This is a genomic window from Acinetobacter genomosp. 15BJ (assembly GCF_000400715.1).
Taxonomy (GTDB): Bacteria; Pseudomonadota; Gammaproteobacteria; order Pseudomonadales; family Moraxellaceae; genus Acinetobacter.
On the sequence record NZ_KE007351.1, the window covers coordinates 408,816 to 425,663 of the forward strand.

At 40.8% G+C, this 16,848-nt stretch carries 13 protein-coding genes and 1 pseudogene; 2 read left to right on the forward strand and 12 right to left on the reverse strand.

The annotated features are described in order from the left end of the window. The 10 genes from F896_RS00265 to F896_RS00220 form a co-directional block, all read right to left on the reverse strand. Positions 1 to 3,129, reverse strand: a complete 3,129-nt coding sequence (locus tag F896_RS00265) for an efflux RND transporter permease subunit (RefSeq protein WP_016165226.1) — start codon at positions 3,127 to 3,129, stop codon at positions 1 to 3. A gap of 12 nt (positions 3,130 to 3,141) precedes the next feature. Then, positions 3,142 to 4,617, reverse strand: coding sequence for an efflux RND transporter periplasmic adaptor subunit (locus F896_RS00260; protein ID WP_016165227.1), 1,476 nt, complete (start codon positions 4,615 to 4,617; stop codon positions 3,142 to 3,144). Between the two features lie 11 nt (positions 4,618 to 4,628). Continuing rightward, the gene (locus F896_RS00255) at positions 4,629 to 5,828 is read right to left on the reverse strand and encodes a TolC family protein (RefSeq protein ID WP_005248670.1); all 1,200 of its coding nucleotides are present in this window, start codon (positions 5,826 to 5,828) and stop codon (positions 4,629 to 4,631) included. 47 nt (positions 5,829 to 5,875) lie between these two features. Beyond that, on the reverse strand, positions 5,876 to 6,322 hold the full coding sequence (locus F896_RS00250; RefSeq protein ID WP_016165228.1) for a hypothetical protein: 447 nt from the start codon (positions 6,320 to 6,322) through the stop codon (positions 5,876 to 5,878). Between the two features lie 323 nt (positions 6,323 to 6,645). Beyond that, positions 6,646 to 6,996 (reverse strand): competence protein CoiA family protein, encoded by a 351-nt coding sequence (locus F896_RS00245; RefSeq protein WP_016165229.1) that lies wholly within the window; start codon positions 6,994 to 6,996, stop codon positions 6,646 to 6,648. 10 nt (positions 6,997 to 7,006) lie between these two features. Next, positions 7,007 to 8,446, reverse strand: a complete 1,440-nt coding sequence (locus tag F896_RS00240) for a hypothetical protein (RefSeq protein ID WP_016165230.1) — start codon at positions 8,444 to 8,446, stop codon at positions 7,007 to 7,009. Next, on the reverse strand, positions 8,421 to 9,590 hold the full coding sequence (locus F896_RS00235) for a TniQ family protein (RefSeq protein WP_155765800.1): 1,170 nt from the start codon (positions 9,588 to 9,590) through the stop codon (positions 8,421 to 8,423). Before F896_RS00235 ends, F896_RS00240 begins: the two co-directional genes overlap by 26 nt. Further along, positions 9,548 to 10,444, reverse strand: coding sequence for a TniB family NTP-binding protein (locus tag F896_RS00230; RefSeq protein ID WP_016165232.1), 897 nt, complete (start codon positions 10,442 to 10,444; stop codon positions 9,548 to 9,550). Before F896_RS00230 ends, F896_RS00235 begins: the two co-directional genes overlap by 43 nt. Beyond that, the gene (locus tag F896_RS00225; RefSeq protein WP_016165233.1) at positions 10,444 to 12,438 is read right to left on the reverse strand and encodes a Mu transposase C-terminal domain-containing protein; all 1,995 of its coding nucleotides are present in this window, start codon (positions 12,436 to 12,438) and stop codon (positions 10,444 to 10,446) included. Before F896_RS00225 ends, F896_RS00230 begins: the two co-directional genes overlap by 1 nt. Then, a complete protein-coding gene (locus F896_RS00220) occupies positions 12,422 to 13,090 on the reverse strand; it encodes a heteromeric transposase endonuclease subunit TnsA (protein WP_016165234.1) in 669 nt (222 codons plus the stop codon). The genes F896_RS00225 and F896_RS00220 overlap by 17 nt, the downstream gene beginning before the upstream one ends. A 137-nt stretch (positions 13,091 to 13,227) precedes the next feature. Here F896_RS00220 and F896_RS00215 point away from each other — a divergent pair. Then, positions 13,228 to 13,878, forward strand: a pseudogene (locus tag F896_RS00215) (ATP-binding protein); the annotation flags it as partial. Positions 13,879 to 13,919: 41 nt separating this feature from the next. On the opposite strand, the gene F896_RS00210 reads toward F896_RS00215, so the two are convergent. Continuing rightward, positions 13,920 to 14,708: a TorF family putative porin gene (locus tag F896_RS00210; protein ID WP_016165236.1), complete on the reverse strand. Its 789-nt coding sequence runs from the start codon at positions 14,706 to 14,708 to the stop codon at positions 13,920 to 13,922. Positions 14,709 to 15,104: 396 nt separating this feature from the next. Between F896_RS00210 and F896_RS00205 the strand changes: the two genes are divergently transcribed. After that, a complete protein-coding gene (locus tag F896_RS00205) occupies positions 15,105 to 15,869 on the forward strand; it encodes a sulfite exporter TauE/SafE family protein (protein WP_032882590.1) in 765 nt (254 codons plus the stop codon). Positions 15,870 to 15,944: 75 nt separating this feature from the next. On the opposite strand, the gene F896_RS00200 is transcribed toward F896_RS00205, so the two are convergent. After that, positions 15,945 to 16,715 (reverse strand): TorF family putative porin, encoded by a 771-nt coding sequence (locus F896_RS00200; protein ID WP_004802085.1) that lies wholly within the window; start codon positions 16,713 to 16,715, stop codon positions 15,945 to 15,947. Positions 16,716 to 16,848: the final 133 nt, after the last annotated feature.

Below are 16,848 nucleotides of genomic sequence, written 5' to 3' on the forward strand. Positions count from 1 at the left end.
CTACCCTTTCTGCTCAGCGAAATCGTCAGATTTTTTCTGAAGAGCTTGGTTAAACCAAACATACAGGGTGGGCAGAATAATCAAGGTAAGTAGCGTTGAGGAAATAATTCCCCCTATAACAACGGTTGCAATTGGGCGCTGTACTTCTGAACCAATCCCCACGTTTAAAGCCATAGGGATAAAGCCCAAAGAGGCAACCAGTGCAGTAATCAGCACTGGCCGCAAACGTTCTAATGCACCATGTTTTACTGCATCAATCAGCCCTTCACCCTGATCACGCAATCTCTGAATGGCCGATACGAGTACCAAACCATTGAGTACTGCAACACCCGATAAAGCAATAAAACCAACAGCAGCCGAGATAGAGAAAGGAATATCACGGAGGGCTAAAGCAATGACGCCACCCGTTAATGCAAAAGGCACACCAGTAAAGACCAGCACACTATTTCTGATATTGCCTAAGGCCATATAAATCATTGCAAATATCAAAATCAAAGCGATGGGTACAACAATCATAAGTCGATTAGAGGCGGACTCCATTTGTTCAAAAGTACCGCCCCAAGTGAGCCAGTAACCTTCTGGCATTTGGAAATCAGAGTTTAATTTTGATTGTGCATCAGCAATGTAACTACCGATATCAGTACCACGCACGTTTGCCGTGATCACAATACGACGTTTACCATTTTCACGAGAAATTTGGTTGGGTCCTTGAATATTCTTCAATTCAATCAATTCGGACAACAATACACTTGAACCATCAGGCAAACTGACAGGAATTTGATACAGTTTTTCCAGGTCAGTTACTGAGTTTTGATCCATCCGCACAACAATATCGAACTTACGATCACCCTCAAATACTTTACCTGCTGTTTCACCGGTGATTAGATTAGAAATATGCTTTTGCACATCTTCTGCATCTAGCCCATAGTTCGCAATCATGTCTTTCTTGAGTTCAACAGACACCATTGGCAGTCCCGACATCTGTTCAACTTTCAAGTCAGCTGTACCGTTCACACCTTCAAGTACATCTGCAACACCATTCCCTAATTCCAAAAGCTGCTCTAAATCATCTCCGTAAATTTTTACAGCAACGTCAGTACGGACACCTGAAATAAGTTCGTTAAATCGCATTTGAATCGGTTGAGTGAACTCATAGTTGTTTCCATATACACTTTTAGAAACACGTTCAATTTCAGCAACGATAGCGGATTTTTCTTTATCGGGATCTGGCCACTGATCGCGTGGTTTCAATATGACAAAATTATCAGCTACGTTTGGTGGCACCGGATCAGTTGCAATCTCAGCCGTACCGACTTTGGCAAATATCGTTTGAACCTCAGGGATTTTCTTGATTTCTTTCTCAAGCGCATATTGCATTTCGACCGCTTGAGTTAAGGACGTGCCCGGTATACGCAGCGCATGTAATGCCACATCACCTTCATCTAAAGAGGGAATAAATTCAGACCCCAATCGTGTTGAAAGGCTTGCACTAAATACAAAGAATACAGCTACAAAAGCAATCAGCTTGTACCTATGATTCAATGACCAATCTAAGACCGGGTTATAAATCTTTTTAATGAAGTAAACAATTCTAGACTCTTCATCTTTGATTTTACCTGCGGTCACTAAAGCCACCATTGCAGGTACAAATGTAATCGATAGAAGCATAGCGGCAACCAATGCCATCACTACGGTCATTGCCATAGGCGTGAACATCTTGCCTTCTACCCCAGTCAAGGTCATTATCGGCAAATACACCAAGATGATGATCAACTGACCATAGAGAATGGCTTTTCGTGATTCCTTAGTCGCTTCAAAAACCGTCGTGAATCGTTCTTGACGGGTGAGTATTCGTCCTAATTCTTTCTGCTTCATCGCCAATTTGGCAAGTGAGGCTTCAACAATTACCACGGCACCATCTACAATGATCCCGAAGTCCAAAGCCCCTAAGCTCATTAAATTTGCACTAATTTTCTGATTCACCATACCTGTTATGGTCATCAGCATAGACAGTGGTATCACCATTGCGGTAATCAGTGCAGCACGGAAATGACCCAGAAAAATGAACAACACGACAATGACCAGAATTGCACCTTCGAGCAAATTCTTCTTCACGGTTTCAATCGTGGCATCAACTAATGTCGTACGGTTATATACTGCTTTGGCTTCAACACCTTCAGGTAAAGACTTTTGGACTTGCTGTAATTTTTGATCTACTGCATGAGCGACATTACGAGAGTTTTCTCCAATCAGCATAAAAGCTGTACCCAGCACGATTTCCTGGCCATCTTTTGTTGCAGCACCTGTACGGAGTTCATGTCCAATAGAAATCTTAGCTACATCTTTTAAACGCAAAATATAACCATTGCTTGTGGTGATCGGAATATTCTGAATTTGTTCAATCGAACTGATTTGAGAATCAGAACGTATCAAGTACTGCTCACCATTCTTCTCAATATAGCCTGAACCTTTATTCATGCTATTTTTAGAAATAGCATCCAAAATAGTCTTTTGATCTAGACCAATACTTCGTAAATACGCATAGTCGGGCTGTACAACAAATTGTTTTAAATAGCCACCAATCGTATTGATTTCATTCACACCTTCGACATTTCGAAGCTGAGGCTTGATCACCCAATCCTGAAGTGTTCGCAATTCAGTCGGTGAAAGTGGAGTCGGGTTGTTTTTTGCATTTTCCACCGTGTACATGAAGATTTCGCCAAGTCCTGTAGAAACAGGACCCATAGAAGTCGATATACCTCCTGGAAGACTTGGTGTAACCCCTTGCAACTTTTCATTCACTAGCTGACGGGCAAAGTAAATGTCCGTGCCTTCCTTAAAAATCGCAGTCACTTGAGATAAGCCGTATCTGGATACTGATCGGGTATAGTCCAGATTAGGAATACCAGCCAAAGCCGTTTCAATGGGGTAGGTGACCTGGGATTCCATCTCGGTTGGAGATAAGCCCTGGGCCTCACTGTTAATTTGAACTTGTACGTTGGTAATATCGGGTACAGCATCAATTGGCAGTTTAAAATAGTTGTAAACGCCAAATGCCCCTATGAATAGGAAAATGATCAGTACCAGCCAACGATTCTTTATCGAGAGCTTTACAATTTGGTCAAACATAAACGCTACTCCTTAATGATCATGAGTAGCGCCAGATTTACCCAGCTCTGCTTTTAATAAATAAGAATTACCTGCTGCATAAATCTGCCCTGCTTTTAGACCAGATTTAACTTCAACAAAACCATTAAATTTATCGCCTAACTCTAGAGGACGTGCTTCAAAGTCATTCCCGACACGAATAAACACCACATCCCAATCACGGAAGTTTTGCAAAGCATCTTCACGGACAACCATCGGTTTCATGCTCTGGTTTTCAAAGATTTGTGCAGTGATTAACTGTCCTGAACGCCATCTGAACTGGTTGGGAATTTCAATAAAAACTTGCGCAGTTCGTGTTTTTGGATCAATCACGTCACTGATATATTTGATGCGCCCCAATGCTTCTTCTGTGCCTGTTTGAGTTTGAGGCTTAACAGTTACTTTATTATTTGGATTAATGGCATCCAGTTGATCCGCAGGCACATTAACCACAGCAAGTAACTGAGTTGTATTGGCAATTTTGAACAATGGAGATGATGGCGTTACATTAGAACCAACAGCACCAAGCACTTGTAGAATCGTACCTGACATTGCGGCTCTGACTTCAATTGTTCCATTACCTGCCCCCCCATAGGAACGGATTAAGCTATTCAGCTCATTGGCCCTAGTCTGAGCATTTTCAAATTCACGTTTGGCATTGATGTAGTCAATTTCAGGTGAAACTTTCTTTTGAAATAAAACTCGTTCCTGTTCCATCTTTTTACGGGCAAATTGTAAGGTATCCAATGCAAGCGTACGTTCCGCATTAAGACGGATTAACTCCTGACTTTGCACAGTCGCTAACAGATCCCCCTGATTCACTTTATCGCCAATTGAACGGTACGTTTTTATTAATGTTCCACTCGTTTTAGGTGTAATAAAGCCTTCAAAATTATCAGGAAATTTAAGTTCACCTTTGAGTTCGAGTGCATTTTCAAACATCATGGGTTCAACTTTTAAAAGTTCCAAACCACTGCTCTTGATACTGCTATCAAGCATAGTGACTCGTCCCTCTTTGGTATCCCATTTCCAAGTATGTTTTTTACCTTGATAATCAACATTGATCACCATCAAGAATGAATGTGGCTCATAGACAATTTCATTCCCAATCAGATAATCGCTTTCAGGCTTAAATGATATGGTTTGTTCTGCATCAAGACGCTGGATAAAAATATTGGCACTAATCTCTTCTGGTTTTAATGGCTTATCTTTAAAGTAGCCATACACCCGTAAATGAGGCTCTACCCCTTCCTCGAAGATTTTGACTTCAGCAGCAAAATCACCATCGCGATATAAACGGCCCCCATGCGGGCCTTTTTCATCTCCTGCTACAGCAACTTTTTCTTCAGTCACCTCATTATGACTTGAAGTTTCGGCTTTATTACCCGTTTTGTACCAAGCGATTGCACATAAAACGACTAATAAAGCGATAACACCTGTAGTAATTAAAGTATTGGTTGGTTTATTCATATTTTCAGGCCTTATTCTTGATCTAAATTGGTCACATAATTTCGTTCAACCTCTGCAATTTGATTTTGCAAAGCCAACCACAAATCGAATCGAGCGAGATGTTTATCCAACCAAATTTGCTTAATAGTATTGAATTCAAGTAAAGAAATTTTTCCTGCCTGATACCCCATTTCAGCAATTCTCAAACTTTCTTTGGTGGCAGGAAGTATGGACTGATCATAATTTTTGATCGAATCAATCAGGTTCGATACTTCAATAGACTTATTTTCTAATTCAATTTTGGAGTTACGGTTTACGAGAATAGAACGAGTTTCTGCATGTACTTGCTCCGCTTGTGCAAGTGCAATGCTCCCCTTATTTCGATTAAAAACAGATAGGGGAATAGATGTAGAAACTAAGAAAACTTGATCATTGGTCTCCTGATAGTTCCTTACCCCTAAACCCAGCGTAATATCTGGCACGGCTTCTTTTTTAGCTAATTCATACTGGGTTTTAGCCAGTTGAGTTTTAAGCAAGGCTTCTTGTTCAGATAAGCTCAGTTTATCCGCAAAGTTAATGCTTAAAGGAACTTCTATTGCTTGATCAGGTAATACAGATATGAATTTGGAACACAGATTTTTTTGAAATTGAACTTTCTTCACTTCGTTCTGATAACGTAGTTTTGATTCAGACGATAAAGCTGAACTCAATTGAACATCAGATGGAATTACTCTGCCAAACTTCAATTTTTCATTCAGAACATGGGCTTGTCTCGCGTTCATCTTGCTTTCGGTAGAATAAATTTCTACCCGTTTTGAAGCCGCATACCAATTTGACATACAAACACGGAAATCGGCTTTTAATTCAGCCTGACGCTTCAATGCCTCAAATTGGTTGTTATTGCCTTGAAAACCTGCCAACTGCCTACGCAAAGCGCGTTTATTATTGAGAGGAATATCCTGGGACAAACCAATCATAGTCGTTGGCCCATCAAGATCTTTAAGGTCTGAATTACCTAAATTGTCTAATTCAAGATTAAACGTAGGATTATTAAGTCTACCGGCATATTTCTGATTTATGGCATATGCGTGTTGAGACTGTTGCAAACTCTTCAAAATTGAATCGTTTGAAATTACCTGTTGTTGTAGCTGAACGTAATCAGATGCTGCAAATAATCGAGTCGTTGCTGCTACTAAACCACAGGCAAGAAATATCTGATATTTTTTAGACATGACTTTACCTATACAAAAAAATGGAAATTATTTTTTGTACAGAAAAATCAATTTCTTAGAACAATTAAACCTTTTGTAAATATATAGGAATTACAAAGATATTCTATCCTTTTCCTAAGTGCATAGGATCGAACGGGTCGTTCAAAAAGACTCAGGAAAAGCAGAATGAGCGGGAGGGAAAAACTCAAGAGAAAAACTGGATCAATGCTCATTTGGTCTTTAGCTTGAACCGGTGGAGTAGAATGATGAAAAGGTGATTCATCATAACTGGTCCAGTTGTGATTTTTAGTATCTTCTATAAAAACCTGCTCTTCATCATGGTGAATAAGCGACCATTGGCTGGAACTATCTGTTTCAACGGAGATATTCACATCGTGATGATGATCAAGATTTTTAGCTATAACGGGCGCCCACGAGTAAGCTCCCGTTGTTGTTATCGTAAACAAAAACAGGACAAACGCAAGAATAAGTTTTGAGAACTTATTATGTGGCATACTAAAAAATCATCTCGAGATTCGCAGAAAGCATACTGAATAGAACTTCAAAAGTAAATTGTTACCTAAGATAAAAAATATTTGTATTAGATCTTTTTCATAAATCATCTTTTACTAAGCTCTAAGTTATAGATTTGAATAACCATAGATTTTGTAGACACCATTTAGTTAAAGATAACTTGGAATATGAGCTTATTCAACATAATGGAGGTTATGCGAAATTAACATGTAAGCCCAAAATAGAAATGTCCGTTTTTAGAATATGCACTTTTGCAATTATAGAAGCGGACGGTTTGATATGTTGGTGTCTACAAAATCGGTGGCTATTCATGGTTTATTCTTGGCGGCATTGCCCACTCATACGTGTTCTTATGGCAAACTGCACAATTAAATAGCAAGCTAATTTGTTTCTGGTTAATAATAGATTGGGCAATAATTTGCTTAGCTAGCTGATGTTGCAAAGTTTCTAAATTGCAAAAGCTAGTCTTATGTCGAAAATGATTGATACGGACTTTCCCGAGCACTGTTACCAATTCGCCGCTGCATTCAGAATTCGGGCAGTAATAGCTCGGCTTTAGTCCTTTTTGTCGCCATTGAATAGCTTGGTCAATCGTAACCAATTGCCCTTGCTGATTAAGCGCAAACCCAAAGCAGTGCTGTTCCGTAAAATTCATTACACGCTCCTTACTGCCCAGCTCGCGGCAACCAATAATGCTTACCTTCATAATTAAGTCTTAGCATTTCATTATCTGGCTGACAGAAAACTGGTACATTGGCTAAGGCCTTTAAGCTGACTTCCTGATCGTGGAAATAGGCCATACCCAATTGCAACCAGCGCAGTTGGTCTTTTTTGCTTAAGGGGGTAGTCTGCCTAGCAAGCCCCATAATTTCCTGCTCCAGTTGCTGCCGCTTGGCACGTTTACGCCGCTTTAAATCTGGTACTTCACATTTAAGCTCCAGTTCCTGCGTCTGGTTCAAATAATTGATAAAACCGTAAAGGGCATTGCGCTGACCAGACTTGAGGGTCAAATAGTTATCTATTTGCGCTTGGCTTGGCGCCTGAGCGCCAATCAACCCAAACTGCTGATAAAGTCCCGCCACGGGTTGCAAAGCCAACCTGAGCGATTTAAGCGTGGTTCTGCCCGCGTTTATTTTCTTCACCAGAATTTCATAGTAGCGATCAACCTGCTCAGGCACTGCATCAAATTTACCTAAGAGATTTTGAATGCGTTCCTGCTCGGCAATATCATCTTTCACTTTTAGATTTATAGTGATTTGGCCTGTATCTATTAGCCACCGAAGTACAGTTAAATGACTGCGCAATCCCTCAGGCTTAAATTCATTAGCCAGTTTATCGTAATTAGGAATTTGCCCCCAAAGTGCATTACAGCGCTCAAAGAACTTAACAAAGTGTTGATGTTTTAGCGTGACTACTTGGTAATCTCGCTGCGCCACAAACCACTTAATAAAATCACCATATCCTTGTTTAACTCCATCCGATGCAAATTTATTCTGATTGATTTCTACTTCTCGTATCAAGCGTTGTTGCCAATAGCACGACCAGCAATGCTCACCACACCCAGCAGGCATCAACTTCTGACAAGACGGACAATTAATCTCACCTAACTCATGGCACTTGTGGCACAGCTTGCCTTGTGGGGTATCCACCAGTTTACGGTAGCGCCGACAGGCAGGACAGGTTTCACATACATGCTGCTGATAGCACGTACCACAGATAGGATGCTGATGCGGTAACTCTTGATAGCGCGATAAGCCTGTCTTTTTCTTGCCGCATTCAAAGCACTGCTGTGGGGCTTTAAAATGGCGCTGGTAGCAGCTCTGACAAGCCCTACCTTGTGGCGTATTCGCACTATGCTTCACTGCATCACACCCACAACGAATGCAAGGCTGATGACGGCGACAATCCAGACAGACGCTACTGTGTTCTTTTTTATGCAGACGCTTTATTTCACCACAACTACTACAAGGTTTTTTAGTAAACCATGTTCGATAACAGTTGGCACAGTATGTTTCTTGCTGATAGTAGCGCACGATTTTAACGTGCTGCTTATTACAATGATCACAATGGGTATGCAGCTTATTTTCTGATGAGGTTTTGTTCATAAAACTCCCTTATTTTTATCTTACGCTGTAACCGCGCCCATGATTGTTTTACTGCTTCAGAAGATTTGGGATTAATCGTTTGAATCTGTTTTTGGGGCGAGCGTTTAGTCTTTTGTGGTAACTGTAAAAATACGGGCATAAAAGCCGCTGGTACTTGGAATTCCTTGTGCCATTTAAAGCTATTCTGGCTAACTCCACATTCTGCACAGCCATCTAGCCATTGTTCTGGAGAGATTTCCAGTAGGTGGTAGACTCGTTTAAACAACTCAACTCGGTCATCAATGGACAGTAGGTCTAGCGCCAATCCCGTTGCACCAGTTTCAAGTATCTCATCGTCCAGTTTGAAACCAAAATAAGTCAACAGCAGCCCAAACATATGGTTAGGGCGTTTAATAGCACGGCGGATGAGTCTCACATAAAATAATACCAGATTAAACCACTCTCCAGCCGATACTTGCTGCTCAAGTATCCAGCCCTGCCTGACATTCCATACCTGCTCAGCCCATTGCTGAAAGTTATAAGCAAGTAAATGAACAATTTCAGATACTGCTGCAACTGCCAGCTTTTGCTCACAATAATGACAACGATTTAAGTAACGAGCTTGGGCTTGAAGCATTTGCGGCTGATAGGGCTGATCGCAGTAAATACACTGGCTTTGTAGTTTTAAGTAGTGTTCCGTACAGTACATCACCCAACTGTAACGCCAAGATAATTTTAAATAAGCATTTTTGCCTACCTCCAAACATTCAGGGCAATGCGGATAGCCAATTTGTGAGGTGCGGTTGCGCTTAGATAAGGGCTGTGTCCACGCTATTGGCGCAGCTTGTGTTTTGATTTCAGCTCCCAAATTATCGGCAAAAATTATTAAAGTGGCAGGCACATCAACTTCTGTGTCTATCCGCGCCATAATCTCTATATCATGCTGAATATCACTGTTTACCTGACTAAATCCTCTATCGACATCCTGTGTCCAGAGACGATAATCAGGCCAATAATACTGCGTAAACGTGAGCGGATCGCAGCCCTGATTTAAGCTGGCGCGCACCAGCCATGAGGTCATGCTTTCACCCTCATGATATGGTGTTGGTACAGTCAGTGGATTTATCCGATGACCTTGCGAATACCCTGTGTTGGTCTTAGCCACGACTTATCCTTGATAGCCTGCTCACTGATATGTTCAGTACCTGATTTAATCGCATCAATCGCGCACTCACTTAATAGACGTTTGACGTTGCCAATCCGCCCTTCGCTGATATTATGAATCAAATTAATCTTAGTTGTATCGGTTAAATTAGAGGGTTCTTTAAGTGGTAAAAACCGCTCAAAGCTGCCAACCATTCGCTTAAACTCACCATCATTATTCCATGTCGATAATTCAGCCACATCAAAACGACTGGCGTGCTGCGGATCAGTGTGCAATATCCTCACTGCATCTTTAGTTCCCGCAATAACCAATGGAATTTCAAGTTCATTACATAGGAATTTGAGACAATTCATGATTTGACGTTGCTGTCTGGCTGTACCAGTCAAAAAGGAATGAATTTCATCAATGATTAGTAGTTTGACCTGACATTCCTTAAACGCATGAATCATCTGGTAGCGCAGCATCGCAGTTGAGCCGCTACCCTTATACGGTAAAGCTAAATTTTCCAAAATACTGATATATAGCTCTTTTTCATTTGGTGATGGTGGGGCTTGTATCGAGATCACTGGCACAACCCAGCGAATATCATCTTCGATATAACTTTGCCCAAACTTTTTGACGAACTGCTTGATTACCGTAGTCTTGCCATTATTGGATTCACCCACCACGAGCAAATTGGGCATACGATGCTGCTTAGTGCGATTTAATAAACCCTGCATGAGATTAAGAAGTTGATTGGCTTTGGAATAACCAATCCAGCGTGGCTGGTCAATAAACGCAATCCGCTCACGATCAGGCAGTATGACGTTAGGCCGAAATTTTTCATGAATGTGGAGGTACGCTGCATCCTGCATTATTCAATATCCTCAAAATAGGTTGGCGCATCATTATCCAAAGCATGCTGCTGAGTCTGGCTGACTGGTTGAATTGTCATGTCACCCGACACTGCACAATCTTGCTCAGATATAAGTGCTGCTTGCTCGACAGGCTGATAAACATCTTGTGATTTAATATGCGTTTTACGGCGTTGCTCTTGTCGCCTTAGCGTCTTGGTATTTTTTTGTGATTCATCGACCAGTTTCTGCATATCTTCCCATGCTTGATAGATTAAACCCTCGCTCACAGTGCCATGCTTTGCTTTTACCATGCGATAAAGCTGGTTGTATTCCCATAAACTCATGACAGGTAAAGCTTGATTGGCATACGGGATTTTAAAATATTGGCGTAGAAAAGGATCAAAAAACCAGATAATGCTGATATCACGCGGGTCTTGCTTAAATAAAAATTTCTTTTTCTGCTTATCTTCACTGATATTAATCAGACTGTTCAAGCAAGGGTCATAATAGTGAATCCCATTGATCGTGACCCCTGTATGCTGAATAGTACGCTCAAAGCTAGGCATGAAATCTAAAGTTAGAGTTTGTGCATCAGCAGGGATTACTGGTAAACCGCTCCCAGCTTCAACTCCATCACCAAATATACCGATACGCCACTGGTCATTAGGTGTACGTCCAATGCCAGAGTGAATAGATTGGTGATAAATTCGGGTCACGTAGTTTAAAAACCAGCGCTCAAATTCATCTAATGTAAGTGCCGCATTTTTTTCAGCATCATAGCCATCGCGCTGCTTAATATTTGAAAAAGTCGTGCCAGGCAATTCATGCACCTTGTGCATGATATTGCCGATTAGCCGCTCAATGTGACCACCATATTCAGGACGGGCCAATGGTCGAAATTCAATGCCAATACCATGCAGCGCACAAGACTTCCTAAGACTCTCTGCTCTAAAATCAGAACCATTATCCACATGAATTTTTTGTGGTATACCAAAGACATCCCAACTGACATCAGTCAAACCATGCTTGATTAAAAGTTCTTGTTTAGGCAGGATACTGCGCGATAGACACATAGCCACGGATGTCACAGACGGCGCATCTAGTGAAATATAATAGCCCGTAATCATGCGGCTATAGATATCAATAGCAACTGTGATAAATGGTCGGCCTATCGGCTTACGATGCTTATCATCTACTAAAATAATATCAGCGGGAGTATGGTCAATCTGAATGACTGCCATCGGATAGTCTACCTGCGGAAACTGCCCGACTTTCGGTGTAAATTTATTTTTGGCGCGCTCTCGATACCCTCTTTTTTTCAAATGATCTTTCTCAGGTATCCTTTCAATTTGATAGCGAATGGCATTTTTGCTTGGTTTATCCCAACCCATCTGATGACAGCGTTTAAAAACTTCACGGATTGTTGCTTCAACCGTTGGGCGCTGAATGCTTAAATAATATTCCTGAATAACCGTATCAATTAACTCTCGGATATGGTCATGTAAACGTCTATTGCCTGAAACCCATCCGCGCTTTTTATCTAATAGGGACGCAATAGAATAAGTGCTGGTGTAGGCATTCATCCAACGCATTAATGTTCGGGTTGACACACCACATTCACTCGCCCATTTTTCAATTTCACCTGACCACGAATTAATACGGATGTCCGAATCACCCATGAGGGGTTTAATCGCCATATAACGCTTTTGTGCTTTTTCCCAATCCATATCGCTAATTTCATCGGCATGAACTTGAACACTAGCACCTTGCTTACTACGCACATTATTAAAATCATGCACGCTCAAGATTTCATTGCGCAGTGTCTTTAGATTCTTAAATGTTGCTTGATTGGAATCTATCAAATGCAACAATTGATACTCATGATCTGTATTCTTGTGGCGATAAATACCGCCAGTCGTCAGGTGAACGGCTTCGCGCCAAATGCCAAAGCCTGTTTTAGTCGGTTCATCTTGAATATCACTATCAGCCTGATCATTATTTGGTAGGTTCATGCCATACCTCCGTTGCTTCATTTTTAATATCCGACCACACATCAAAGCCAATCTTTTGCCTTGCCATTAAATGCCAAATGATCTGATGCCCTCGTGGTCGATAGATGTATCCCTTAAAGAACCGTTCCAACAAATACTCAACTGTGGTATTCCCCATAAGTTCGATCTGTTGCAAGATAGCCGCCACTTCGCGCTCGTCTACTGCGAGATTTTTATATCGTGCTAAAAATTGGATATTCTCCAATGCTAAATGGCGAATGCGTCCCTCGTCATAGATAGCAAAGCGAAAATCACGTTCTTTGCACCATTGCATTGCTGCTTTCCATTTGATTGACCAATCACGCCAGTGTTTTTTCCATTCTTCTTGAGGCTTAACTTCAACCAGCATAGAGCGATCATCATAGCCGCTGATACCGCGATGCATTTTGACCTGTACAAAGAAATCTGGAGTGTAATGATATGTCCTACCATTTTTTCTAAATGGAATCACAATAGGTTGGGCTACGATATCAATCACATCCTTTCTAAACGACTGATAGACTAAAAAATCGCGCTCCAGCGTAGACTCATACGGAACAGCTTCACCACGAAAACTAATTTGCCCTGAAACACTTCTCCATGTGGGGTTTATTTTTCTTTCTTGTTTTAGCATATGTTGACACCTATTTCGGGTAAATTCCAATTCAATGACATCTATTTAGGTAAATTATGACATTAATTTAGGGTAAAATAGCTCTAATAGTCAATAGAATTGAAAGTATTTTGACATTTATTTAGGTAAATGACAGTGGTTCTCAACCCAAACCCGGCGAAATCACCTTAGCGCATTTGGGTGTTTTATTTTTGGATGAATTGCCCGAATTTGATCGTAAGGTACTTGAGGTACTGCGCCAACCACTGGAGTCCAAAGAAATTGTGATTTCACGCGCGGCACGACAAATGACTTTTCCTGCAAGTTTTCAGTTTATAGCCGCAATGAACCCTTGCCCTTGTGGTTATGCCTTTAATCAGGATAGTCGTTGCCAATGTTCGCCTGACAGCATTCAACGTTATCAAAATCGGATTTCAGGGCCTTTGTTAGACCGCATTGATTTGCACATTGATGTGCCACCCTTACAGGCACAAGAATTACAGGATCGTACCCCAACCGAAAACTCTGACACGGTACGACAACGCGTTATCCATGCTTATGACAAACAGATCCAAAGACAACATTGTTTAAATCAGGCGCTCTCTCCAAAATTATTGGAACAGCATGCCTTATTAGATGACAGCTCGACAAAAATTATTGAAATAGCACAACAGCGGCTCAACCTTTCTGCTCGTGCCTATCATCGGGTGTTAAGAGTGGCTCGAACGATTGCAGATCTAGCCGAAAGTGAATTCATCAGTAGCAGCCATATTACTGAAGCCTTGTCCTATCGCGGTCAGCAAAGCTAAAAAAGCGACCTCACGGTCGCTTTTTTATAGATCAGACTCAATTAGAAGGCATAACCTAAAGCTAATACCACTTTATTCTTTTGTTTAGTTTCATCACGGGTATAGCCGCCAAAAATATAATCCAGACTCCACGTTGCGCCTGTATTACCCAAAGGATGTGATAAACCCAACGTTGCATGACGGAAAGCAAAATCTGTTTTGGTTACATCGCCAGCTTTGGCCTGATAAGCCAGATACTCGTCGTCATCGCCATAATAATAGGCTGCAACTTGTGCTTTCCCCGTAAAGCCCCCTGCAAGTTTTGGCGCATAGGTCGCCAAGAAATAGGTATCGCCCTTGTTTCCAAAAGTCACATTATTCAATAAAGTCTGTGCGGTAATGCTGAAATCTTTATAACTTAGCCCCAAGATGGTTTCATAACCTGTCGATTCCCAACCTGGATAATAGTAATAAACCGTTCCCCCAATTTGATAACCAATATCCTCGGTAATTTTGCCTTTATAGCCCGCGTAAAAATCGTTTTCGAAGGATTTTTTCTCTTCCTTCACATCGGTTGGTGAAGTATTAAAATCAGCATAGGCAGCGGTTAAAGTCGAAAACCAATAACCCAAATAAAATCCACTGTCATGTGTATAATCCAGCCCCCCTTGCACTGCTGGTGTATCACTTTCCGGTGAGTTGGTCATCCCACGTAAATTGTAGCTTGATACAACATTCACATTACCTGTAATCGTTCCTGGGAATGGCAGTTTTGTTTCTTCAGCCAAACTCAAAGTTGATGTTGCAGTCATCATTCCCAATACAGCAGCCTTGCATGCAAATTTCATCATATTGGTCTCCCCCTATATTTTAGATACTCAATTGATTTTTAAGCTTTAAATTGCATCACAAGCTAATTAGCAATTGCTGTGCCAAATCACAAAAACAAAAAAAAGACAAATAAAATCAAACACTAATAAAAATCAACTCAATATTTTCTAAGTTCTAAGACAAAGTATTTCTAATCATGCAACTGAAATGAGCGACTGCTACCCTTCATAGCGCATAAAAAGCACCTTTTTAGCCAAGCTAATAATTTTTATTCATTCAAAACTTTAGTTCCTGAACAGCATAAAAAAACAGCAAATTCAAAAGAAACGCTGTTTAATAATCATCATCCAACAAGATTCGCATGCTGTTCCTTAAAAAGTGCGGACAACATAAAAATTTTCAGACTGGCTGATATGATGATTAATGAAACCGTCTTGCTGACTTTAGGGTTCTTTGCTTTCTGTGGTGGTCTGATTGATGCTGCAGTTGGCGGTGGCGGTTTAGTACAAATACCTGCCTTACTACATGCTTTGCCACAACACAGTATCGCGACCGTTTTGGGTACAAATAAGTTAGCTGTTTGGGCTGGAACAGCATCTTCTATTTTTAAATTTGTTCATAAAATCAAGTTTGTGTGGAAGCTTCTGATTCCCACAATGCTTGCAGCATTTATATTTGCATTTATTGGTGCAATGACCACTGCCTACATTCCAAAGCAATTGATGACATATGTCATTTTTTGTTTACTCATCATCATGGCTGTCTATACGTTTTTGAAGAAGGATTTAGGTGCACGAAGTACTTATCTCAAATGTGGGCATAAAGAAATCTTCCTTGGAGTCCTTTTTGGCGGCTTGATTGGCTTTTATGATGGTGTTTTTGGGCCGGGTAGCGGAAGTTTTCTACTCTTTCTGTTTGTAAAAGTTTTCGGTTTTGATTTCCTCAATGCTTCAGCATCGGCAAAGGTTATTAACCTTGGGACATTTAGCGCAGCACTTTTGTTTTTTATACCTACAGGGCATGTATTGTGGGAAATTGGATTAACGATCGCCGTCTGTAATATTATGGGTTCTTTAGTGGGTGTTTTTCTGGCATTACGATATGGCAGTCAGTTTATTAGATTATTTTTTCTGATCCTTTTGGTCTTTCTGATTATCAGAATGGGGTTCTCTATATTTTAAGCAGGCTTAATATCTCGGTGCCTGAATCAATAAAAAGCCAGCAACAGTGCTAGCTTTTTATTTACTCAAAGAAACTTAGAATGCTTTAGTCAATGTAAACACAGCACCTGTCTCAACGCCACGCTTATAAGGTTGAGTCTGCGCATCGATATTGGTACCTACCGCTGCGAGTTCAGCCGTTAAACCCGATACTGATTTAACGCTATAAGTCACACCTGCTTTCCAGTCGACATAATTATCTTTAGCATCTTTTTGACCAAAAGCTTCATCAAGATCTACTTTGGTATAGCCAATGCTTGCAACACCACCGAAACCGGTATCAGCGAAAGGAACATTATAAGTAGCGTTTACATACCAGCCATTCTCATCTGTACCTGCAAAATCATTGGTATAGTTCAAACTACCCAATAAGCTGTCGCCAGATGCCAAGACATTTTTAAAGCCTAATTTTGCATATAATTCTAACCAGTTCAGATCAGATGCACTTGGATAGCCGTAGTACCATAAACCCACATCTAAAGTCGGTTTACCCGCAAATGGAAGTTCAGTCGCATAGCCCACATATGGATCTAACTCCAAATGTGGATCTGGAGCACCAAAATTAACATTTGAACCCCACACACCGGCATATAAACCAGATGAATGTGTCAATGTAAAACCACCTTGCACCGCAGGATCACTTTCAGTTTGAGTAATACCACGATAACGATAATCTGTCGTTAAAGCAGCGGTTCCAGAAAAGCTAAGGCCGTATTGAGATAATGTATTTGTTTCTTCCGCCATAGCAAAAGTCGAAGTCACTGCACAAATACTCAACGCGATTGCTTTACATGCAAATTTCATCATATTGATCTCCCCCATGATGGATATTCGACTGATTTATGTTTTAAATTGCATCGAAAAGTAATTAGCAATTGCTGTGCCAACTCTATCAAAACTGCGTTAAATCTCGATTTTGTCCCATAAAAGTGCTGAGCGT

Excerpts from the sequence above, each read along its gene's own strand:
- F896_RS00265 (WP_016165226.1), bottom strand. The coding sequence starts at position 3,129 with ATGTTTGACCAAATTGTAAAGCTCTCGATAAAGAATCGTTGGCTGGTA.
- F896_RS00260 (WP_016165227.1), bottom strand. The coding sequence starts at position 4,617 with ATGAATAAACCAACCAATACTTTAATTACTACAGGTGTTATCGCTTTA.
- F896_RS00255 (WP_005248670.1), bottom strand. The coding sequence starts at position 5,828 with ATGTCTAAAAAATATCAGATATTTCTTGCCTGTGGTTTAGTAGCAGCA.
- F896_RS00250 (WP_016165228.1), bottom strand. The coding sequence starts at position 6,322 with ATGCCACATAATAAGTTCTCAAAACTTATTCTTGCGTTTGTCCTGTTT.
- F896_RS00245 (WP_016165229.1), bottom strand. The coding sequence starts at position 6,996 with ATGAATTTTACGGAACAGCACTGCTTTGGGTTTGCGCTTAATCAGCAA.
- F896_RS00240 (WP_016165230.1), bottom strand. The coding sequence starts at position 8,446 with ATGAACAAAACCTCATCAGAAAATAAGCTGCATACCCATTGTGATCAT.
- F896_RS00230 (WP_016165232.1), bottom strand. The coding sequence starts at position 10,444 with ATGCAGGATGCAGCGTACCTCCACATTCATGAAAAATTTCGGCCTAAC.
- F896_RS00225 (WP_016165233.1), bottom strand. The coding sequence starts at position 12,438 with ATGAACCTACCAAATAATGATCAGGCTGATAGTGATATTCAAGATGAA.
- F896_RS00220 (WP_016165234.1), bottom strand. The coding sequence starts at position 13,090 with ATGCTAAAACAAGAAAGAAAAATAAACCCCACATGGAGAAGTGTTTCA.
- F896_RS00210 (WP_016165236.1), bottom strand. The coding sequence starts at position 14,708 with ATGATGAAATTTGCATGCAAGGCTGCTGTATTGGGAATGATGACTGCA.
- F896_RS00205 (WP_032882590.1), top strand. The coding sequence starts at position 15,105 with ATGATTAATGAAACCGTCTTGCTGACTTTAGGGTTCTTTGCTTTCTGT.
- F896_RS00200 (WP_004802085.1), bottom strand. The coding sequence starts at position 16,715 with ATGATGAAATTTGCATGTAAAGCAATCGCGTTGAGTATTTGTGCAGTG.